The sequence below is a fragment of the Hoeflea sp. YIM 152468 genome, from assembly GCF_029210485.1.
Lineage (GTDB): Bacteria > Pseudomonadota > Alphaproteobacteria > Rhizobiales > Rhizobiaceae > Hoeflea.
Window position 1 is genome coordinate 40,721 of the sequence record NZ_JARGET010000005.1, and the last position, 19,826, is coordinate 60,546.

Consider the following 19,826-nt stretch of genomic DNA (forward strand, 5'->3'; position numbering starts at 1 on the left):
CCAGCACATATTGGGTCGGCAACTGCTTCCCGGTCTCCGGGCAACGGCCCGCCGCCCGCCGGATCAGGCCCGCATCCTCAAGCTTTTCGAGGTGCAGATTGACCGTCGACCGGCTCATTTCGCAGGCATCCGCCAGCCATTCCTGCGAAGGAAAACACCCAAGTTTCGGGTTGTGGCAATCGGCCAGATGCCACAGCACGATCCGCGCCGCAGGCTTCAGCCCGCGCCGTGTAATCGCCCAGTTGGTCGCTGCATGGCTCATTCCGCAGCCTCCCTGAATTGCGCCAGATGCGGAACATTGGCCCGCGTGATGGCTTCGGCCAGCGGTGGACAGACGCTGTTTCCGGCGCGTCCCACCTGGTCCGATTTGGAGAACATGTTGCCTTCCAGATCCCGGTCGATCTGATAGTCGGGCGGAAACCCCTGGGCGTTGAACAGCTCGCGCGGTGTCAGCATCCGCATGCCGATATCGACCATGACCAGTGTCACGCCCTCGACGTCGAGCGTGACGAATTCCCGGTCATCCCAGAAGCCGTGTGCGCGCAGGAAACCCGCCACCTCGCGCGCCCGCGCGTGATGCTCCGGGCCGAACGGCGGCGCCGCCATGGCCGCCTGAGACAGGCAGAACCGGTCCTTCGTCGTCACCGTGTGCAGCGGCCCGGATGGCTCCTGTCCGTCTCCGGTGCCGTAATACTTGGTCAGCGCACCCGCGACGACCGCCGACTGCCCGCCGCCGGTGCAGGCCACCCGCGCAGGCTCATCCGCCCCGCTGGCGCGCCGCGCGCTGCCCTTCATCGAGAACATGTTTGCGGCCACGACCTGGCACTGGCTTCCGGCCTGCGTGACCGTCGCCAGTGGCGCCGCGGCGGCACGGCCAATCACGCCATTGCCGTTGTGCTGCGCCATATAGGCAGCTACCGGGGCATGTTTCACGCCACCGGCCACAACAGTGCCGAGCGGCGCGGACGGGTCGAGCGCGCGCGCCGCCTGCCCTTCCCGCTCGCCATAGCCGGTCTGCACCAGCGAAGCGGCGACACAGGTCAGCCCGGCCCCGCCGGCGGTCACCGTGTGCGCCGGCTCATCCGCACCCTGGAATGGCTTACCGGCGTTGCGCATGGTCATCAGATGCGGAGCAACCACCGCATGCTGCACCCCGCCCACCGTGACCGTGTGATAGGGCTCTTCGACCGGATACTCCCGCCGCCCGCCGCTGTCGCCGTGCGCGATCGACACCAAGAACGGCCTTGCCGCATCCAGCACATAGCGCTTGATGCCACGCGCCACCCGGGCTTGCGTGTTTGCCGCCAACGGCCGCACCGCGCGCAGCCCGTACCGGGCCATGATTTCGGCCTTGGTGTCGAAGATCGACGGGCAGGCAATCGACCAGTCGATCACATCGCACCCGGCTGTCAGCCATGGCTTGAGCTTCCCGCTCTTCACCTCGTCGCTGTCCGGGCTGGCATGTGTCGGCTCCGGCCAGACGATCTTCTGACCGTCGAACCGGATCAGGATGAACACCCGCTTGCGGATGGTCGGCGCGCCGTAATCGCAGGCCCGCAATTCGCGCCATTCGATCTTGCCGCCAAGCTGCCTGAGCTTTCTGCACCAGGCACGGAAAGTCTCACCCTTGCGCTCCGGGTCCGGCACCAGTCCCTTGCCGGTGGTCAGCAGCGGCCCCCAGGTCTGGAATTCCTCGACATTCTCGATCGCCACCACATCGACCTTGCCGCCCGATCTCTGGATTCGCTCGATCCAGCCCGGAATGATCCAGGCCAGATCGCGGATATTGCGCTGCACCGGCGCGCCGCCCTTGGCCTTGGAGAAGTGCTTGCAGTCGGGCGAAAACCACGCAAACCCGATATGGGCGCGGGCGAAATGATCGAGCGGGTCGACCTGGTAGACATTCTGGCAAAGATGGATGCTGTCGGGATGATTGACCGCATGCATGGCGACTGCCACCGGGTCGTGATTGATGGCAAAATCCGGCGAACGGCCGAGCGCCATTTCAATCCCCGTCGAAGCGCCGCCGCCACCGGCGAAACAGTCGATAATCAAGGGTCTCGTCATCGGCCCATCCTCCGCATCAACTGAAGATCCCGCGGCGAATGCCCAAGCCCTCGGGGCTCTTCATCTTCCCGATGTTTCACGTTTGACCCGCTGCAACAGGTTGATTTCGTTGTCTTGATCAGCGGTGGCAGATAGAAGTCCATCACCCCGAACCCGATCCACTTGCAGATGGCGATCACCTTCTGCACGCTGACAATCTGCCCGCCCATGGCGCGCGACAGGTCGCTGGCGGTCACGCCCATTTCGGTGGCAATTGCGCGCAGGCCGCGCCCGTCCGAGCGGTGTTTCATGCTCAGCTCATGCGCAAACCGCCGCCAGTCATAATCGGCCATTTTCGGATTTCGTCCGTTTTGCAAACCGGTCATTCCTGCCCTCCGTCATCGGTCAAAGTCACGCCATGGTCGGCAGGCACATGGCCGAGCGCGCCCCACAGCTTCGCCCGCGCTTCGGCCGTGTTCAGCCGCCCCGTCCAGGCAAAATTGAATTCGAAATTGGTCACGCCAGCCGCCTTGCGGATTCCCGCCTTGGCCTTCCGCGTGGCATCATAGCGGACCCCGCCGGCAGGCTCCGCACCGCCCGCCCGAAACACCGCATCGGCAATCCGGGCGCGCAGGAACACCTTGAGCATCGCGGGTGAGAATTCCGGCCTCATGCTTGCGCCCACGCCGAATATTCCGCCCGCATCTCGCGCCAGCGGCCAGCCGCATCCGGGTCGGTGTTGAGCTGCGACCGGCTTTCAATCGCCAGCGCCCGGCGCAGCACCGCCGCCGCCGTGGCGCTGTCGGCCAGGTCGCCATCATCATCGGTGGCGTGATGGAGCCTGAGCCATGCCTGAAACCCCGGCTCGCCGCATTTTATCGACGCTTCGGCCGCCAGATTCTTGACCCGCGCCGGCCCGGCCGGTGGCGCCACCCTGTCGAGCCGCGCCCGCTGCTCACGGATCAGCCGGCCCGCAGCCGTCAACTGATCGAGAACGAAGGCCAGATCACTGCGCGCCTCGCGGACGAATTCCTTTTCAAACCAGGACGCATCCGGACCGAAACTGCACAGCGCCACCGGCGCCTCATTGCCCGCATGGCGGCCCTGACTGTCGATCACCGCGCGGGTGATGACGATACTCTCTCCGGCATCGGAAAACTCATGGCTCCAGCGGTCGGCCCGCACCCGCGCCAGCCGCTCGCGGATTTCATCGAGCCGGGCGCGGATTTCGCCGGGTGTGACGGGCGCGGCGGTCATGGTCTTGGCCTCACGCTGTCGCCGTCCCTGACGGCTGCGCTCCGGCCAGGGCGGCGCACCGGCGCCGGCGCCCGGTCGGGCTTGCGGCCAGCGGCCGGGCTGTTGTCTCCTGCCGCTTCGGTCCGTCCGCCCTCGCCCTCGCCCTCGGCCTCGAAGCCCCAGAAGGTCCAGCCGTCCGGCGCCACGCCCCGGCCAAACAATTCGAGCTTGGGCAAGCTGGGAAACATGGTGTCGATTATCTCGCGGAACCGGTGCGGCTTGGCCGAGTGCTCGGTCTTTGGTTCGGTATAGACACTCAGCGGCTGCGTCCCCGGCAGCGGGCAAGGCGGGTCACCCCGCTTGCAGATCATCAGCACTTCGTGACAATCGATCACCCAGCGCCCGGTGCCGCGATGCACCTTGTTCCACATGATCTCGGTAACGACCTCGAACCCCCAGGCCTCCACGACCTCAAGCGCGGGGCGCTGGCGGTTGCCGGTACGCCAGAAAAACAGCACCGCATCATCGGTGAACGGGCTGGCGTCACCGGCGCACAGCGCCTTGATCTCGTCGAGCGGCAGGGTCGGATAGGGATAGGCCCGGTCGTTGCCTGTCTCATGATCCCAGACGTTCGCCTGCTCCCACGGCACATCGGCATAGCCGACGGCGAAGGCTTTCGCAGGCAGCGCGCCCGGCCTTGCACGCTCGAGCCCCTTGGCCGAAATTGCCGCCATCAGCGACAGCCTGCCCGCCCGCGATGCAGCCATCTTTTCGGTGCGCAGCGCCTTGGCCGTTTCCAGCACCGCCCGGTCACCGGCTTTCAGCAACCGCTGCACATCCGGGTCAGGCAGCGTCTTGAGCGCATCGGCGGTGTGAACCGTGACGCGGCCATCGCGAATGGCGTCAAACAGCGCCGGAGCTCCATGCTTGCGGATCGAGCGGCAGGCCGCCACGGCCCGCTCGGAGATCGACAAGGCCCGCGCCGCCTGCCGGGTCTGCAAATTTGCAGGCCCCGACGTGTGCTGGTTGACCCCCTTCTCCCAATTGACCAGTTGCGCCGCAATGGCCGCGCGCTGGCTTTCGCTCAAATGCCGCCGGGCCAGGTTCTTCGACAGCACGAAGGCCAGCGCATCAACGCCGTCATATTCGGTCACCATGCCATCGGGCACCAGCCCCAGTTCGGCACAGGCCGCCTGCCGGTTGCGGCCGTCGAGCACCTGGCCATCCAGCGTCACGATCGGCTCGCGCAGGCCGTTGTCGGCAATATCCTGCAGGAAGGCGGCAAAGGTCTCGCCATCCATCGCCGGAAACAGGGTGCACAACGGGTGCAGCGGCAGGAAGGGAAATTCACTCATGGCGCATCACCTTGGGTTTTTCCCAGGCACCGAGAGCCGGGTTCCAGTGGTGGCGATAGTCAAACGCCCGGTCATCGCCCGAAGCCAGGCCGGCGCCATCGAGCGGCACCGACCTGATGCCGGCGGCAAACCCGGCCCGCCAGATCTTGCGGACCAGAACCGCAAGCCCGAAGCCGCCGACGACACACCAGCCCAGCATGAAGGGATCAATCATCATGCCGCCCGCCCGCCATCATCACCGGCAAGCGGCACCAACCCGCGGCTGCGCTGCCTGATCACCGCCGCCTCGGTCCGGTTGACCGGTTGACCGGCGTGAATCAGCGCCCGTATGGCCCGCGCCTCTGCCCGGCTTCCGGGCCATCTGTCGCGGCCATAAATCGCGGTTGTGTGGTCGCGCCCGCCCATCTGCCGACCCACCATGGTGGTCGACATCGAGGTGCGCCGCAGCGCCCAGTGGGTCACGAAAAACCGCGCCATCACGATCCGCCGGGTGCGCCGGATGCTCTTGATATCCGCCTTGGTCACGGCGAAAGCGCGCATGGCTATCCCCATCAGCCGGTCCATTTCGCTGCTCATCGCCGGGGCAAACTGGACCACTCCGAATCCGTGCGCCAGCATCCGCAATTCGCCCGTCGTGCGGCCTTCCAGCACCAGCGCCACATCGGCGCCGTGCAGGGTGGCATAGCGGCTGAAGCGCAGGGTCGAAGTCACGCCGCCATCGGCCAGCGCATCGGCCAGCGCAGCCTGCATCCGCTGCTTGAAGACCGGTTGCCCTGTGCGGCGCGGAGCCGCAACTGCATCCAGGGCTTGTGTGTGCAACACCATCGCTTTCACTCCTCTGCCGTTTCGCGCATCGCCTGATGCCTGAGCACCTGCAGCGCGCTGCGCTCGCCTTGCGTGCCGGTGCCCACAGCGCGCGCTGCATGCGCCGCGCAATAGGAACTGCCCCTGGCCGCCACCTCACCGCAAAACCGGTGACCGCCGCTGTCATGCGCATCATCAACCGGCCAGCGGCAGTGATGCCTGGAGAGATCGAGAAGGGACAAACTCATCACGCCCCCTCCGGATCTGGCGCCATACCCAGCGCGTGCAGATAGGTGTCGAGGATCGCTTCCTGCTCGAGCCGCTCGCTCGGATCGACCTTGCGGATCGCAATCACCCGGCGCAAAACTTTGGCGTCATAGCCCATGGCCCTGGCCTCGCCGTAGACATCCTTGATGTCGTCGGCGACCACCTTCTTGTCCTCTTCCAGCCGCTCGATCCGTTCGACGAACGCGCGCAACTGGTCCCGCGCCACAGCCCCGGCATCCGACGAATTCACCGGCACCGTCTGCCGTGGCGCATAGGGATCGTGCACAGCGCCGCTCATGGCCGGTCACCCCGGCCAGAGGCCGCAAGGGCAAGCGCCCGCCGCGCGTTGTCGCGCGCCCCGTCTGGAGCGCAGCCGCCACAGGCGGCGACAGCGTGAAGACAGATCAACCCGCTCATGGCTCACCTGCCTTGAAAGCCACCACCTGGCCGCCGTCGGCCGCGCCGCGGGCCAGAGCCATATCAAGACTGGCAAGCAGCTCACGCACTGGCGCGGTCTGGCGGGATATGAATGACAATTCGTTGGGTGTCAGTTGCCCATCGGCCAGAGCGTCGGCGACAGCCATGGTCAACGCCCCGACCTTGCTCATGATCGCATTGTTGCACCGGAAGACATCGGCGGTCAGTTTGGCCTTGTCTCCCCCATCACTTCCGGGCGCGGCCAGGCGGTGTCCGTTGAGTTCAGCCATTGCTGCAGTTACAAACGGAACTCCGGCCTCCGCCTCCAGAACAGCGACCACCGGCAGCGTCATCACGGCCGGGTGATCCCGGTTGTTGAAATTGCCCATCTGGCCGGTGGACAATCCGGTAAATTCAGCCGAGCATTTTATACCACCCGCCCGCTCAATCAGCGCGCGTTGCGCAGACTTGATCCGTGGAAGCCATCCCCTTGGCAACGGCACCGCATATTCGCCACTCATCTCTTCCGCCTTTCATTCATCGCCCGCCGGAACACGATTCCACCCGGTGGAAAATCACACCGTTTTTCCAAGTGCAGGAACACTCCAAAACTGGTTTTCTCAGGCCTTGCAGACCCCGATCACCGGAGACCGAAAGCCGATGACCTACCCGCCGACCCCCGCAAGCCGCAGCCAGGCAGCACCCGGCCAGGCCAACTGCCCGAAGGCGGCGGCCACATCCTGCGCCGCCAGCCAGATCGACCAGATGATGACCGGGGCGCTGACCGCCAGGCCAGCCCAATCGCCCGACTGGCGAAAGTCGAATTCGCGACCCAGAAACCAGATGACGACCAGCATTCCGGCGATCAGCCACAGGTCGGCAGCAAATCTGAAAATCTCAAACATGGGCAATTCCGCCTTTGCGCTCGATTTCGGCAACCACAAGCCGCGCCACGGCGCCGGACAGGCTTTCGCCATGTTCGGCCGCCAGCAGGGCCAGCAGCCCCGCCGCATCGGCACTGATGTGAAGGGTAACGAGGTCAACGGCCGCAGGCCGCAAGCCCGACCGGGCGTCGGCGCCCGCAGCGCCGCCGGCGGGCAAAGTGTGAGAGCGCCGCTCGCGCGCGAGGTCAACCAACTCGAGGCCCGGCGCGGGAGGAGGATGCGCCGGGCCCCTGCCACGACCGGAGGCCGCCGCGGCATCGCCGGAGGCGCGGGAGGAGGATGCCCCGCCGGCGAAGGAAATATCGGGATCATCCGGACGGGAGAGAGAAAGGGGATCAGATCCCCCGCCCGGCGTTCCGGCAGTCACGGCCTTCAGACCGCCGGGAAGGAAACTGGTTGCAGGGGCCGGATTCGAACCGGCGAACTCCTGGTTATGGTGAGCCGCAGGCGAACGGCGGGATGGACCAGACTTCCCCACCCTGCAATTGAAAACGGCCTCACTCATTCCGCAACCTCGGCAACAGCGGGCCGCTCGACGCCCTCGGGCCACTCGGCACCATCGGGCCAGTTGGCCGAAAACCACATGACAGCGGCGTTGAACCGCCCGGTGACGATATCGGCGCCATCGTGCAGGCCCTGCAACTTCTTGCTGTCGGAAAACACGCGGCTGCTGACGGTCTTGCGCGGGATTCCCAGCGCGTTTCCGTACACTTCAGCCAGCAAGAGGAGTGATGCGATCTTAAACATGGCGAATCTATGCGGTAATTTAACCGCGCTTGTCAATGGTTATATTACCGCTAACCGCAGACCGAGCGGTAGGGTTACTGTGCCACCATGTTGAAAGATGTCGTCACACGCATAGAAGCACAGCTTGAGCTCAAGGGACTGAGCGCGTCAAAAGCCTCGGAAGCCGCAGGCTTGAGCCGCGATGCGATCCGCAACCTGCAAAGAGCGGTGCACGACGGCAAGGAGGCAGGCGCATCCACGAGAACAATCACGGCGCTGGCCACCGTTCTGGAGGTCTCACCGGCATGGCTGCTGACCGGCCAGGGACCGGAAACTACCGAATCACCGGCTGACGGATCAGATCCGGATCACACTCTGTTCACCGAAACCGAGATCCGCACAGCCATCGAGAGCATTTTGAATAATGGCGCGATGCGCGATGAGCCCGCCCCTATCGTCTCCGCCCTGGTGATCTCGATCATGATCGAGCGCCGCCGCCAGAGCCGCAGCCGTTAACCAAGTTTAGGCATTGCTAAGATTTTAACCAAATACAATCTGGACGCGACAACGCCCCACATGTGAGGCTTCCAACCGACGCTGCGTATCGCAGCACCTTCGGGGGAGGGCATCATGCGCGAGAGCGATGCAGACAAACTGTTAAGAAAATACACCACCGGCAACAGCTTTTTCAGCGCCCGCCGGCCCACGCGCCACAGGCTGATTTGGGCAGGCGCAGTCGGCGCATTGAGCGCCATCACCGTGGGTGCCGGCATCATCACCGGCTGGTATCTGCACAACACCTATTGGCGTCAGGCCGAATTTGACTACACGCTGAGCCGTGCAGCCGGGCAGCTTGCCTATTGCAAGGGGATCAGCCGGTCCGAGCTGATGCGCAACATCGAGGATCATATCGCCCGGCCCAGCCGGCTGTTCCAGCTCGACGACAAACTGGTGGCGCTCGACTTCATCTTTGACCGCATCGAGGCGCGCGGCTGCATCACGATCCAGGCGCGCACCCCTGCGCCGTCCATCGCCTCGCGCCGGAACTCCGGCTAGCCGAGCCGCACATCGCGCCAGTCAAGTGTGAGGTATTTTTACCGACATTGTTGACATGCGGTTATTTTACCGTATTCTCTCCGGACAGCCTCCCTGCTGTTGGCCCAACTGGCCGGGGTCTTTGCACCCCGGTCTTTTTTCCGGAGACACCATCATGACCAACCGACTTCCAGCCCTTGGAGACAAGGTCCGAGACAGGATCACGGGCTTTGAAGGCATAGCCACCACTCACGCCGCCCACCTCACCGGCTGCGACCGATTCTGGGTCACCCCGCCGGTCGGCGAGGACGGTAAGCCGGTCGATGGCATGTGGGTCGATATCGACATGCTGGAAATCACGCAGCCCTCCGCAATCGAACGGGTGGAATACACCCGCCACGCCCCCGGCGGCATCGACCTGCCACCTTCCCGATGACGCAACACGAAGTCGCGAGGATACCATCATGAGCACTTTCACCTGTCCCGAATGGACCCGCACCGGCGGCGAATGCTGCCCGCGCGGCACCTTTCAATCCGATTGCCCGGCGCTGAAACAGGCATTGGCCGCCCGCCGCGCAGACGCCGCCTTTCTGCCCGACGCAACCACCGCGGAACCCTTGACCGGCACCAGGCTCGAGGCGCTCAGCCGCCCGCCCTGGCCAATGTCTGCCCGCATCCTGCTGGCCAGCCTCGCCGGCACCCTGCTCTTCACCCTCACCGGCCTGCTCATCTGCCACCTGCGCTCAGCCGAGACAGCCTTCCAGCTGGCAGCGAGGGTGTGAAAATGGGCGTCTTTGGTATCGATTGCCCGGGAGGGACATCCATCGATCCAGACGAGTGGATCTTGATCAATCTCCCAGCCCGCGGAGACGTGGTGGGCAAGTTTTCGGGCATCTGGAAAAGCAGCCGTTTCGGCTGGATGTTTGGGATCAAGCATGCGCGTCAGACTGACGGATCCAAGATCGAAGGCACGGTCTATTGCCCACTAAACGAGAAAAACCGTGACCGCCTTCATGCAGCAGTTCGCATCAGGAAACCGGTTTGGAAGAACGGAACTTGCACGATCGAGAAACTTGACCAGATGCCGGATCCGCTGTCATGACCGCCCGCCGCTACATCTACCGCTGGAACCGGCAGGGCCGCAAAGGCCAGGTCTGCACGGTCACCGCGCGCGGCAAGATGAATTCCATCTGCGTGCGCTTCGCCGACGGCTACACGATGGTGACCAGCGGCAATGCGATCCGGAGACTGCGTCCATGACAGAGCCCGCCGCAATCAGCCAGACACCAGCCAGGAAGGCCACCCGTGTGCGCGCCAGCGAGAATGCCTTGAGCGTGGCGCTCAAGGTGGCACGGGCGGAGGGGCTGGCTGTGGACAAGCTGTTGATAAGCGGTGGACGGTTCGAGCTGCACTTTGCCGGCGTTGAGCGTGACGCAAGCCCGGAGCACGATGAAGGCCTTGAACAATGGTAGGGGCCAGCATGAACATCGATTATCCAGGCTTGTTGAAAGAGCCACTGCCCTCGGGCCAGGTCCGCTACCGGGTTCGGCCGGAGGGCCAACCGCGCAAGCGCATCACCATCCACGCCAGCCCAGGCGACGAGGATTTCCAGCGGCAATACCTTGCCGCCCGGCGCGGCGGCACCGCCAAAACCGTCAAGCCGGCGTCAACCTATGCCAAGCCGCGCTCGATCGGCTGGCTGGTCAACACCTATTTCGAATATCTCGAGGCCCGCGTTTCAGCCGCGACAACCAGCGCCAAGACCTTGAAGAAAAAGCGCAACCTGCTGGCGCGCCTGCTCAAGCGGCCCGACCGCGTGATGCTGATCCCGCAAGAAAAGCTGATCGAGATGCAGGACGGAATGGCAGCAACTCCCGCCCAGGCCGACGCCTTCATCGAGGCCGTCGCCGTGATGTATGACTGGGCGGTCAAACGCAAGCACGTCTCGCACAACCCGGCCCGCGGCATCGACCGCGTCTATGTCAAAGGCCATGGCGCCACGCCGTGGAAGGCGGATGATGTGCGCGCCTTTTTCCAGCGCCACAAGGCAGGCTCAAAACCCCACGTCGCCATGTCGCTGCTGCTGTGGACCGGATGCCGGGTCGAGGATCTGACCACACTCGGCCGCCGCCATGAATGCGTGATCGAGGGTGTCGAGGCGATTCGCTGGACGCCGGGCAAGAAGGGATCGTCGGAGGTGGCGATTCCGTTGCTGCCGCCCCTCAAGACCGCCACGCGGGCGCCGATCGTGCAGGGCGCGACCTATGTGCTGGGCCGCGGCGGCAAGCCTTATGCGAGCGGCGACAGCATGTCTGCCATGGTCAAGCGCTGGTGCGCCGATGCCGGGCTTGGCCACCTGTCGGCACATGGTGTGCGCAAGGGCCTGGCCGAACTGCTGGCCGAACTGGGTTGCTCGCAATATGAAATCATGGCGATTCTCGGCCATTCCGAGGCGCGAACCAGCGAGGTTTACACCCGTCGGGTCGAGCGCTGGAAGCTCGCGCTGGGCGCGATGGACCGGGTCACTGTATCAGGCGCTTGGATCTGATGTGTCCCACGCCGCATAATATGGGACACAATTTCATTGAAAACATTACACTTTTTCAGTGTGCTTGGTGCGGTCGAGAAGACTCGAACTTCCACGGGTTGCCCCACAGCGACCTCAACGCTGCGCGTCTACCAATTCCGCCACGACCGCACGTGGTAGAGCCGAAACCTGTCGGCGCGCTGCATGTAGCAAATGGGCTTGGGCAGCACAAGCTGCATTCGTCATAAAAATCAATTGCCATCACCGCCAGTGTGGATCCTGGATTTGCCAGCTGACAAAACGGCTTGGAAGTGCCGTCGGCGGCCGCTTTCGCGCTTGACAGCGAAGCTGCAGCCGCAATTTTGATTGGTGCTGAGCAGCTCCGCTGGCAAACCCGGACCATCCCGCAGCCCTTGCCCATGCAACAACACGACTGATTCTGCGTTCTGGACGTCTGCTGGCGTCAGCACAGGTGCCCCGGGTGAGATCGACGACGCCAAAGCGGGACCAACAAGCCTGTTTCCTTTGGCCCGAAACCGCTCTAGACAGACAGCATGAATCGTCTCGATACCCACGAAACACAGTTCTTTGCACACCCAGGCAGCCCGCCGGTCCGATGGCGGATAGCTGCGGGGCTCATCCCCTACCCTGACGCTGTCAGGCTGATGGAGACCGAAGCTCAGCGGATTGCCCTGGGCGAAGCCGATGAGCTGGTCTGGCTGCTCGAACATCCACCGCTCTACACCGCCGGCACCAGCGCCAAGCCCGAAGATCTGGTCGCACCGGATCGTTTCGAGGTCCACACGACCGGGCGCGGCGGTGAGTACACCTACCATGGGCCGGGCCAGAGGGTGGCCTATGTGATGCTTGATCTGAAAAGACGGCGGCAGGATGTGCGCGCCTTCGTCTCAGCGCTCGAGGCGGTGATCATCGATACGCTGGCCAGCATGAATGTGACCGGAGAGCGGCGCGAGGACCGCGTTGGCGTCTGGGTTCGCCGTCCCGACAAGCCGCCGCTCGCCGACGGCTCCGTCGCAGAAGACAAGATTGCCGCCATCGGTATCCGCCTGCGCAAATGGGTGAGTTTTCACGGGCTGGCGCTGAACGTCGACCCGGATCTTGAGCATTTTTCCGGTATCGTTCCCTGCGGTGTGCAGGCGCACGGGGTCACAAGCCTGCTCGACCTTGGGCTGCCAATCGCGATGCATGAAGCCGACATCCGGTTGCGCGAAGCCTTCGAGAATGTGTTCGGCCCGACGCGGGATGATCGTCTGATCTGACCTGTGCAGGAGGCGCCTGCTCCGCAGCGGCGCGCCATTTGCCGCCTATTTGTCGCTTGAAAAACAGGCGATCCAGTCAGTTTTGGGGGCTTGTATTTCAAATAAACACGGATGACGCTCTGGACGGAGGGAGGACAATCACCGATAATAACTTCTCCGGACTTCAGGCCTATCCCCGATTCAACTGGTCCGGCGTTTCACGCAATGTGAGGCCATTGAAGGGGACTGCCGCAGTGACAACTGGCGGAAGGCCATCCAGTCTGACACGCCAATGCATGTCGCGCGTCCACAGGTTCAACCGAGCCACACGGTCCTTGCAATGGCCTATTCCGACAAGAGTTGTGCCCGGGCGCCTTTTCGCGCGACCGGACCCCGCTTTGTCGGCAAATCAAAGGAACGACAATGAATGACATGACAGCGAACACCTCTGCAGAAACCTATGACGATGGTGATACCCTGGGCGGCCGAATTACCCGTGCGCGCGATCTCGCAACGTTGAAACTTGAAGACGCGGCATCGCGAATCGGGGTTACGGACGAGACGCTTGCCGAGTGGGAAACCGACCGGTCCGAGCCCCGCGCCAACAAGATCATGACATTGGCCGGCGTTCTCGGTGTCTCTCCGGCATGGTTGATCAGCGGTGCGGGCGATGCGCCGCAGTCGAAAAGCTTGGCCATCGCAGTCGATGAGATGACCGGCGAAATCAACCGGTTGCGAGATCTTGCCCTGCAGATTACCGCGAGTGTGGAAATTCTCGAAAACCGGCTGGCGACCTTGACCCGGGTTGCCAACGACTGATGACCCCTCCCCGCGGGGGAATGCACACAACACCATGACAGCGCCGCGTGATCATCCGATTGCCGCGGCGTTGTCGTCTTGGCGGCGCGGTGCAATCGTCAGAATTGGGGTTGAGCCGCGTCTTCCGGTCTGTCAGGTTCAGATCATTGGAGACCACTATCTGGGAGTCAGGCGATGGATGTTCGGGCAGCCGTAGCTTTCCAGGCCGGAAAGCCGCTGGAAATCACCACTGTCCAGCTCGACGGACCGCGCGCGGGCGAAGTGCTGGTCGAAATCAAGGCAACGGGCGTGTGCCACACCGACGAGTTCACCCTCTCGGGCGCCGATCCGGAAGGCCTGTTCCCGGCCATTCTCGGCCATGAAGGCGCAGGAATTGTGGTTGATGTCGGACCCGGTGTCACCTCGCTGAAAAAGGGCGATCATGTGATTCCGCTCTACACGCCGGAATGCCGGCAATGCGAGTATTGCCTCAATCCGAAGACCAATCTGTGCCAGGCGATCCGCACCACGCAGGGCGCCGGCCTGATGCCGGACGGAACCTCGCGGTTCTCGATCGAGGGCAAGCCGGTCCTGCACTATATGGGCACGTCAACCTTCGCCAATTACACCGTGCTGCCGGAAATCGCTCTGGCCAGGATTCGCAGCGACGCGCCGTTCGACAAGGTCTGCTACATCGGCTGCGGCGTGACCACCGGCATCGGCGCGGTGATCAACACGGCCAAGGTCGAAATCGGCTCGAAGGCCATTGTCTTCGGACTTGGCGGCATCGGCCTGAATGTGCTGCAGGGCCTGAGGCTTGCCGGCGCCGACATGATCGTCGGTGTCGATCTCAACCCGGGCAAGGTCGAGATGGCCAAGCGCTTCGGCATGACCCATTTCGTCAACCCGGGCGAAGTCGAAGGCGATCTGGTGCCCTACCTCGTCGACCTGACCAAGGGGGGTGCGGATTACACCTTCGACGCCACCGGCAATGTCGGCGTGATGCGCACCGCACTGGAATGCGCGCACAAGGGCTGGGGTGAAAGCATCATCATCGGCGTGGCCCCCGCCGGGGCGGAAATCTCCACCCGGCCGTTCCAGCTGGTCACCGGACGCTCCTGGCGCGGCACGGCCTTCGGCGGCGCCCGCGGACGCACGGACGTGCCCAAAATCGTCGACTGGTACATGGACGGCAAGATCGAGATCGATCCGATGATCACCCACACCATGGGGCTGGACCAGATCAACGATGCGTTTGATCTGATGCACAGGGGCGAAAGCATCCGTAGCGTGGTGGTTTACTGATCCGGGGCGCAGACCTGTCGGCCGGTTGTGGGTGCGCGGCCGGCTTGAGAGCCCGACGAGCGGACAGAGCGTAGATTCCGCATGTCACGGATGAGGTGACGCAGCACAGCGCAAATGGACCCGGAAGCGGACGTAAAAGCCATGAAAATCATCTCGGATGCCAAGGCCCATAGCGGACGCCAGGGTGTTTACACAATGGAATCAGACGCCTGTAGCTGCGACATGAGCTTCGCAGTGTTCACGCCACCCCAGGCCAAAGAGCATTTGTGCCCCGTGGTGTGGTATCTGTCGGGGCTGACATGCAGCCACGCCAATGTGATGGACAAGGGGGAATACCGGCAACTGGCCGCGGAACTCGGATTGATCTTTGTCTGTCCCGATACCAGCCCGCGCGGCGACCAGGTTCCCGACGAGCCGGACAACTGGCAGTTCGGCCAAGGCGCAGGTTTCTATCTCGATGCAACCCAGGCTCCGTGGTCGCACCACTACCGCATGGAGACCCATATTCTCGATGAACTGCCTCGCCTGATCGCGGCCCATTTCGCCGCCGACATGGGCCGTCAGGCGATCATGGGGCACTCGATGGGCGGGCATGGCGCGCTGACCTTTGCGCTGAAAAACCCGGGCCGGTTCAGGAGTTGCTCCGCTTTTGCTCCGATCGTGCAGCCTTCGACAGCGGACTGGTCGCGCCCGGCGCTGGAAAAATATCTCGGTGAGGATGAGAGCGGCTGGCGGCGTCACGATGCCACCCAGCTCATCGCCGACGGCGCCCGGTGTGACGAATTGCTGATCGACCAGGGCACCGCCGACACCTTTCTGGAAAACGGCCTCCAGCCTTGGCTGCTGGAAGAGGCGTGCCGCGACAGCGGCATCGCCCTGACATTGCGGATGCAGGAGGGCTACGACCACTCCTACAACTTCATCTCGACCTTCATGGGAGACCATCTCCTCTGGCACGCCGAACGGCTGGGGTGATCGTCGAGATCACGCTTTTTCGGAACCATCAGTCCCGGTTGATCCCAGACTGTCCGGTTCCGGACGCGACTTTTGTGATCATCTGCGATCTGTGCCCGTCAAACGATGCTTTCAAAGCGGTATTGGGATGCAGTCCTGGTGACATACCCCACGCCCGGGAAAGGCAAATGCATGCCGGCCACAAGGATCCTGTCGGTTGCGGCTTCGTCAAAGATCTTGAGACGGGATGTCACCGACTGGTCGGCATCGGCATCAAAAGCACTTGACCAGCCAGGATGGGCAAATTGCAGTTCGGGGCACACCACGGCATCACCCCAGATGATCATCTGCTCAGCGCCCGAGGCAATCCGCAGGCCGGAATGGCCGACCGAATGACCAGGCAATGCGATCGCAAAAATACCGCTCAAGGTTTCCGCGTTGCCGGTGAACAGGCGCACCCGGTCCCTGTAGGCAACACTTGCGGCGCGCGCGCCGGTGAAGGAGTATTTGAAGCCATCCGGCGCCCGGGAAAAATTGTCTTCGTTGGTCCAATAATCCCACTCCAATGCGGGCACCACCAGTTCGGCATTGGCAAACATCGCTGCCCCGTCAGCGCTCGTCAGCCCGCCAGTATGGTCGTTGTGCATGTGGGTCAAGACAATCGTTGTGATGTCGTGCGGGGCGACACCAAGGGCTGCCAATTGCTGCGGCAGTTTGCCAAGACCTGGTCCATAAAGGTCACGTGTACCCGTATCGATCAGGATCTTTTTGCCAGCAATATCAAGAAGATAGGCATTCACATCAAGGTTGACCTTGCCCTCAGGATGCCCGGCATCGGTCAGAACCGATGCCATTCTTGCCGCATCGTCGGTGGTGAAGATCGAGCTGTCCACCTGGACAACGCCATCAAAAAGCGCGGCGCAGGAGATCTCGCCAATGCTCCAGGTCTGACGGCCAGAGAGGCTGATCTCGGCGTTGGAGTTTGCCGCAAGGCCAACAGGTGGGAAGGCCGCGCCAGCGGCGCCGGCAATCAGGCCGGTGGTGACATTGTGCAGAAAGGTACGACGGTTCTGTTGCATGGGAGAGCCCTTTGTAGATGGTGTGAAAGGGCAGAATAAGTCGGACCAAACCTGCAATAAAGATTGCTATCGGCAGACTTGTGCTGCATTTTTGCAGAATGGAGAATTGGGATGAGGTCCGGTATTTTCTCGCCGTCGTCCGCCAGGGGAGTATCTCGGCTGCGGCAGAGACGCTGCGGGTGAACCACACCACCGTGTCACGCCGCATTGCGGCGCTCGAGGCGCAGCTGGATGTGCGCCTGTTTGATCGCCGCAAAACCGGGTTTGTGCCGACGAAGGAAGCCGCACAGCTGATCGATGCAGCGGAGGAGATCGAAGCTGGCGCAATGCGGATCTCTCGCCTGGCGCTGGCCAAGGATACCAGGCTGGAAGGAGTCTTGCGGATCACCGCACCCCTGGTGCTGATGCATTATGTGCTGGCTCCCATCTTCGCCGCTTTCAAGCGGGACTATCCGGACGTCGAACTCTATCTGCAGGGCTCGGACGAAATCTACAATCTCATCAACCGTGAATCCGATGTCGCCTTGAGGGTCACCGCAGCGCCGATGGAGACGCTGTATGGCTACAAGGTCGCCGATACCTATTCAGGGCTCTATGCCGCGCCCTCCCTGCTCGCTGAGCGGTGTGTCGATGCAGCCCAAGCCTGCTCTGTCGACGATTTGAACTGGATCTCCGAGGGAGAGGACGTGTCGCGCCCAAGCTGGCACCAGCACTTGTTTCCGAACGGCCGGCTGGCCTGTCATTGCGACAACAAACTGACGGCGATCAATGCCGCCGTGCAGGGTATGGGGGTGATCGAATTGCCCACTGTACTGGGAAAAGCAGAGCCAGGTCTGGTCCGTCTGCAAGGGTATGAGGTCAAATCCGAAAAGGGGATCTGGGTGCTTTATCACCGAGATTTGCGAAACACCGCCCGGGTACAGGCGTTCGTTTCCGCCATGCGTGCAGCATCGATTGGCCGCTGAACAGGTCTATCGACGGCGCCAGAAGCCGTGCAGGTGCGTCGGACCAGCGCACAGGTGCCGATCCCGCTCCTGTCCTGCAGTGCGCGAGCAGGCCTAGCGGCTGCCGGGGTCAACACAGTCACTCTCGAGCGTAATGATGCACGGCTCGTCCAGCACGTCGCTGCCCCCAGACCCGACGTCGGTCACATGTGCCTGTGCCGGTGTCTGGGCCTGTATCTGGGCCTGTGTCTGTGTCTGGGCCGGTGCCTGTTCCTGTTCCTGTGTCTGTGTCTGTGTCTGCGTCTGGGCCGGAATTTCAAGTCCGTTGGGCAGTTTGACCAGAGCCGGCGGCGCCATGGCATCTTTTGGGGCCGGTGCGGCGATGGCCGGGGTTGCATCGAGCAACGGCCTGGAAATATCAATGGAAGGAGCGGCATCAGGCGCGACATCAAGCACTAGCGATGTTGGCGTGAGAGTGCCGTTCAACAGCGGGTCCGCTGACAACAGCGCCGCATCTGTGAGTTCGTCGGCCGCGCCAGTGCCCGGCTTGCTCTGCGGGACAACCACCGGCAGCTTGGCCCCACGGACCGGGAATGGGGTGTAGCCAGCGAGCCCGAGCAGGGTGCGGATATCATCGGTCAACTTGCTGATCAGGACGGCTTCACCCTGGCGACCTGATGCGCCAACACGCAACACGTGCGAGCGCAGGACATGCCCGCTCTCAGAGTCGAGCAGACTCAGATCAAGACTGGCCGACTGCGTTTGTCCAATGAAGAAACTGACCGGCCCGAAGTCCGTCCGGCGGTCGAGCACGACAATTCTGAGCACCGTCGCCTCGCCGATATCGGCGGTAGACCGCCCAACCGACGCCGATAGCCGGTTCTGCAGACGATCGGCAAAGCCGAAATCCTCGATGTTTTTTGGCAGAACCCGCACTTCGGTCACATTGAACGGCCGGGCCGGATCCAGCGGCTTGGGCCTTCCGGCACATGCGGACAGCGCAAAACCGACCATGATGACAAGCACCACTTGCGCGAGACGATTGAATCCTGAATTGCTTAGAGACACACGGACGCTCCGGGTATTGGCAGATCAACTCACCCGAAAATCTCATCTTATGGTTAGCAGCAGGTTAACTTGCTCAATATCAGCCAGATTTGCAGCACGGCTGTTCTTGTTTCTTACCAGCGCCGCGCAGCCAATACATGCCTGCGCCTCCAACAGGACGCGCAAGGACCCACAACAGCACTTCAAAACAATGCTTGTTCGCCGTCGTTGACACCAGTCGATGGACCGCGACCTGCACTTAAAGGCAGCCCCCGCTCGACATCGTGACCCATCTTAGACCTTGACTGTCGACAGAATAAGGGTTGCGGCTTGAAAATCGGTCAGCCGCTTGGCGCGGCGCGCGGCAGCCTCAGCATCACCACCCCACTGGGCGATGTTGAAATCCTCGTCGACATGGGCTGCGTCCCAGATTTCGGAGGGCTCGCCCTGCCCTTCGGCCAAGGCCAATGCGAGGATCAGCGAGCCCGTCAATACGGTGACCGCGTGCAGTGCGGTCAATTGCAGAGGTGTGGCATACCGGCGAAGCAGCACGGCAATGGCACGGATTGCCTCCGGCGGCTGTTCGACATGAACAATGCCTTCGGCGAGCAGCATCCGCGCGCCCATGCTGGCCGCCCAGTCAAGATAGGGATCCCACAGCTCCGCCTCGCGCGCCACCAGCGCGTCTGGCGCGGCGGCGCGGTAGCACAGCAGATCCGATCCGGCGAAGCGCAAGATTTCCTCGAACACTTCTTCCTGGGCTGTGGCCACAGCATCGATTGCGGTGTTGATCATCCGCGTCAGCGGCATCGTTGCCGGATCGATCCTGTCGGTTTGCGCCTCCCATTCCGCCGCCAGAGCAGCAGCCAGGCCTGCATCGGAGACGCCCAGTTCCTGGCCGGACGGCGTGCGCACGGGCTTTCCATCAAGCGCGACGACGAATCCGCTGTCGTTTCCGGGCAGCACTGCGGCCTGTTTGTAAAACCGCTTGGGCAGGGCTTTTTTCATGCCGGCCTGGATTTCGCGCACCGGATCAGACGGCTTGGCGTCACCCAGATCAAGGTCGCCCAAAATGTCGCGCAT

At 63.0% G+C, this 19,826-nt stretch carries 29 protein-coding genes and 2 tRNA genes; 13 read left to right on the top strand and 18 right to left on the bottom strand.

Going from position 1 to position 19,826, the window contains the following annotated elements; all coding sequences use genetic code 11:
* Nucleotides 1–258 precede the first annotated feature (258 nt).
* From PZ897_RS02135 to PZ897_RS02200, 14 genes are all read right to left on the bottom strand, one after another.
* Nucleotides 259–2,067, bottom strand: coding sequence for a DNA cytosine methyltransferase (locus PZ897_RS02135; protein WP_275749410.1), 1,809 nt, complete (start codon nucleotides 2,065–2,067; stop codon nucleotides 259–261).
* Nucleotides 2,064–2,432 (bottom strand): hypothetical protein, encoded by a 369-nt coding sequence (locus PZ897_RS02140; protein WP_275749412.1) that lies wholly within the window; start codon nucleotides 2,430–2,432, stop codon nucleotides 2,064–2,066. The genes PZ897_RS02135 and PZ897_RS02140 overlap by 4 nt, the downstream gene beginning before the upstream one ends.
* Nucleotides 2,429–2,719 carry a hypothetical protein gene (locus PZ897_RS02145; protein ID WP_275749414.1) on the bottom strand — a complete coding sequence of 97 codons (291 nt, stop codon included), beginning with the start codon at nucleotides 2,717–2,719 and terminating at the stop codon, nucleotides 2,429–2,431. Before PZ897_RS02145 ends, PZ897_RS02140 begins: the two co-directional genes overlap by 4 nt.
* A complete protein-coding gene (locus tag PZ897_RS02150) occupies nucleotides 2,716–3,303 on the bottom strand; it encodes a hypothetical protein (protein WP_275749416.1) in 588 nt (195 codons plus the stop codon). Before PZ897_RS02150 ends, PZ897_RS02145 begins: the two co-directional genes overlap by 4 nt.
* Complete coding sequence (locus tag PZ897_RS02155) at nucleotides 3,300–4,637, bottom strand: MT-A70 family methyltransferase (RefSeq protein ID WP_275749418.1); 1,338 nt, start codon at nucleotides 4,635–4,637, stop codon at nucleotides 3,300–3,302. Before PZ897_RS02155 ends, PZ897_RS02150 begins: the two co-directional genes overlap by 4 nt.
* Nucleotides 4,630–4,854: a hypothetical protein gene (locus PZ897_RS02160; protein ID WP_275749419.1), complete on the bottom strand. Its 225-nt coding sequence runs from the start codon at nucleotides 4,852–4,854 to the stop codon at nucleotides 4,630–4,632. The genes PZ897_RS02155 and PZ897_RS02160 overlap by 8 nt, the downstream gene beginning before the upstream one ends.
* Nucleotides 4,851–5,462: a helix-turn-helix domain-containing protein gene (locus PZ897_RS02165; protein WP_275749421.1), complete on the bottom strand. Its 612-nt coding sequence runs from the start codon at nucleotides 5,460–5,462 to the stop codon at nucleotides 4,851–4,853. Before PZ897_RS02165 ends, PZ897_RS02160 begins: the two co-directional genes overlap by 4 nt.
* Before the next feature lie 5 nt (nucleotides 5,463–5,467).
* Entirely contained in the window at nucleotides 5,468–5,689 is a 222-nt protein-coding gene (locus tag PZ897_RS02170) for a GcrA family cell cycle regulator (RefSeq protein WP_275749422.1), read from the bottom strand.
* Nucleotides 5,689–6,006: a DUF2312 domain-containing protein gene (locus PZ897_RS02175; protein WP_275749424.1), complete on the bottom strand. Its 318-nt coding sequence runs from the start codon at nucleotides 6,004–6,006 to the stop codon at nucleotides 5,689–5,691. The genes PZ897_RS02170 and PZ897_RS02175 overlap by 1 nt, the downstream gene beginning before the upstream one ends.
* A gap of 115 nt (nucleotides 6,007–6,121) precedes the next feature.
* The gene (locus PZ897_RS02180; protein ID WP_275749426.1) at nucleotides 6,122–6,646 is read right to left on the bottom strand and encodes a hypothetical protein; all 525 of its coding nucleotides are present in this window, start codon (nucleotides 6,644–6,646) and stop codon (nucleotides 6,122–6,124) included.
* Between the two features lie 144 nt (nucleotides 6,647–6,790).
* The gene (locus PZ897_RS02185; protein WP_275749427.1) at nucleotides 6,791–7,030 is read right to left on the bottom strand and encodes a hypothetical protein; all 240 of its coding nucleotides are present in this window, start codon (nucleotides 7,028–7,030) and stop codon (nucleotides 6,791–6,793) included.
* Complete coding sequence (locus PZ897_RS02190) at nucleotides 7,023–7,436, bottom strand: hypothetical protein (RefSeq protein WP_275749429.1); 414 nt, start codon at nucleotides 7,434–7,436, stop codon at nucleotides 7,023–7,025. The genes PZ897_RS02185 and PZ897_RS02190 overlap by 8 nt, the downstream gene beginning before the upstream one ends.
* A gap of 26 nt (nucleotides 7,437–7,462) precedes the next feature.
* Nucleotides 7,463–7,553 (bottom strand) — tRNA-OTHER (locus tag PZ897_RS02195).
* Between the two features lie 17 nt (nucleotides 7,554–7,570).
* On the bottom strand, nucleotides 7,571–7,816 hold the full coding sequence (locus PZ897_RS02200) for a hypothetical protein (RefSeq protein WP_275749430.1): 246 nt from the start codon (nucleotides 7,814–7,816) through the stop codon (nucleotides 7,571–7,573).
* Between the two features lie 87 nt (nucleotides 7,817–7,903).
* Here PZ897_RS02200 and PZ897_RS02205 point away from each other — a divergent pair, with 87 nt between their 5' ends.
* The 8 genes from PZ897_RS02205 (at nucleotide 7,904) to PZ897_RS02240 (ending at nucleotide 11,378) form a co-directional block, all read left to right on the top strand.
* Nucleotides 7,904–8,311 (top strand): helix-turn-helix transcriptional regulator, encoded by a 408-nt coding sequence (locus tag PZ897_RS02205; RefSeq protein WP_275749431.1) that lies wholly within the window; start codon nucleotides 7,904–7,906, stop codon nucleotides 8,309–8,311.
* A gap of 114 nt (nucleotides 8,312–8,425) precedes the next feature.
* The gene (locus tag PZ897_RS02210; protein WP_275749433.1) at nucleotides 8,426–8,851 is read left to right on the top strand and encodes a hypothetical protein; all 426 of its coding nucleotides are present in this window, start codon (nucleotides 8,426–8,428) and stop codon (nucleotides 8,849–8,851) included.
* Nucleotides 8,852–9,005: 154 nt separating this feature from the next.
* On the top strand, nucleotides 9,006–9,266 hold the full coding sequence (locus PZ897_RS02215) for a hypothetical protein (protein WP_275749435.1): 261 nt from the start codon (nucleotides 9,006–9,008) through the stop codon (nucleotides 9,264–9,266).
* Between the two features lie 28 nt (nucleotides 9,267–9,294).
* Complete coding sequence (locus tag PZ897_RS02220; RefSeq protein ID WP_275749436.1) at nucleotides 9,295–9,612, top strand: hypothetical protein; 318 nt, start codon at nucleotides 9,295–9,297, stop codon at nucleotides 9,610–9,612.
* A 2-nt stretch (nucleotides 9,613–9,614) separates the two neighbouring features.
* A complete protein-coding gene (locus PZ897_RS02225; protein ID WP_275749438.1) occupies nucleotides 9,615–9,932 on the top strand; it encodes a hypothetical protein in 318 nt (105 codons plus the stop codon).
* Complete coding sequence (locus PZ897_RS02230) at nucleotides 9,929–10,090, top strand: hypothetical protein (RefSeq protein ID WP_275749440.1); 162 nt, start codon at nucleotides 9,929–9,931, stop codon at nucleotides 10,088–10,090. Before PZ897_RS02225 ends, PZ897_RS02230 begins: the two co-directional genes overlap by 4 nt.
* Nucleotides 10,087–10,302, top strand: coding sequence for a hypothetical protein (locus PZ897_RS02235; RefSeq protein ID WP_275749442.1), 216 nt, complete (start codon nucleotides 10,087–10,089; stop codon nucleotides 10,300–10,302). The genes PZ897_RS02230 and PZ897_RS02235 overlap by 4 nt, the downstream gene beginning before the upstream one ends.
* Nucleotides 10,303–10,310: 8 nt before the next feature.
* Nucleotides 10,311–11,378 carry a tyrosine-type recombinase/integrase gene (locus PZ897_RS02240; protein WP_275749444.1) on the top strand — a complete coding sequence of 356 codons (1,068 nt, stop codon included), beginning with the start codon at nucleotides 10,311–10,313 and terminating at the stop codon, nucleotides 11,376–11,378.
* 65 nt (nucleotides 11,379–11,443) lie between these two features.
* On the opposite strand, the gene PZ897_RS02245 is transcribed toward PZ897_RS02240, so the two are convergent.
* A tRNA-Leu gene (locus PZ897_RS02245) sits at nucleotides 11,444–11,528 on the bottom strand.
* A gap of 383 nt (nucleotides 11,529–11,911) precedes the next feature.
* Here PZ897_RS02245 and lipB point away from each other — a divergent pair.
* The 4 genes from lipB to fghA all read left to right on the top strand — a co-directional run bounded on the left by lipB (nucleotide 11,912) and on the right by fghA (nucleotide 15,694).
* Nucleotides 11,912–12,637 carry a lipoyl(octanoyl) transferase LipB gene (gene lipB / locus PZ897_RS02250; RefSeq protein ID WP_275749446.1) on the top strand — a complete coding sequence of 242 codons (726 nt, stop codon included), beginning with the start codon at nucleotides 11,912–11,914 and terminating at the stop codon, nucleotides 12,635–12,637.
* Between the two features lie 402 nt (nucleotides 12,638–13,039).
* Nucleotides 13,040–13,435 carry a helix-turn-helix transcriptional regulator gene (locus tag PZ897_RS02255; protein ID WP_275749448.1) on the top strand — a complete coding sequence of 132 codons (396 nt, stop codon included), beginning with the start codon at nucleotides 13,040–13,042 and terminating at the stop codon, nucleotides 13,433–13,435.
* A 174-nt stretch (nucleotides 13,436–13,609) separates the two neighbouring features.
* Complete coding sequence (locus PZ897_RS02260) at nucleotides 13,610–14,719, top strand: S-(hydroxymethyl)glutathione dehydrogenase/class III alcohol dehydrogenase (protein WP_275749450.1); 1,110 nt, start codon at nucleotides 13,610–13,612, stop codon at nucleotides 14,717–14,719.
* A 141-nt stretch (nucleotides 14,720–14,860) separates the two neighbouring features.
* A complete protein-coding gene (gene fghA / locus PZ897_RS02265) occupies nucleotides 14,861–15,694 on the top strand; it encodes an S-formylglutathione hydrolase (protein ID WP_275749451.1) in 834 nt (277 codons plus the stop codon).
* 98 nt (nucleotides 15,695–15,792) lie between these two features.
* Here fghA and PZ897_RS02270 read toward each other — a convergent pair whose 3' ends face one another.
* Nucleotides 15,793–16,752 (bottom strand): MBL fold metallo-hydrolase, encoded by a 960-nt coding sequence (locus tag PZ897_RS02270; RefSeq protein ID WP_275749452.1) that lies wholly within the window; start codon nucleotides 16,750–16,752, stop codon nucleotides 15,793–15,795.
* Nucleotides 16,753–16,850: 98 nt separating this feature from the next.
* Here PZ897_RS02270 and PZ897_RS02275 point away from each other — a divergent pair, with 98 nt between their 5' ends.
* Nucleotides 16,851–17,717, top strand: coding sequence for a LysR family transcriptional regulator (locus PZ897_RS02275; RefSeq protein ID WP_275749454.1), 867 nt, complete (start codon nucleotides 16,851–16,853; stop codon nucleotides 17,715–17,717).
* A 93-nt stretch (nucleotides 17,718–17,810) separates the two neighbouring features.
* On the opposite strand, the gene PZ897_RS02280 is transcribed toward PZ897_RS02275, so the two are convergent.
* Together PZ897_RS02280 and PZ897_RS02285 are read right to left on the bottom strand one after the other, a co-directional pair.
* Entirely contained in the window at nucleotides 17,811–18,764 is a 954-nt protein-coding gene (locus PZ897_RS02280) for a hypothetical protein (RefSeq protein WP_275749455.1), read from the bottom strand.
* 273 nt (nucleotides 18,765–19,037) lie between these two features.
* Nucleotides 19,038–19,826: an ATP12 family protein gene (locus PZ897_RS02285; protein WP_275749456.1), complete on the bottom strand. Its 789-nt coding sequence runs from the start codon at nucleotides 19,824–19,826 to the stop codon at nucleotides 19,038–19,040.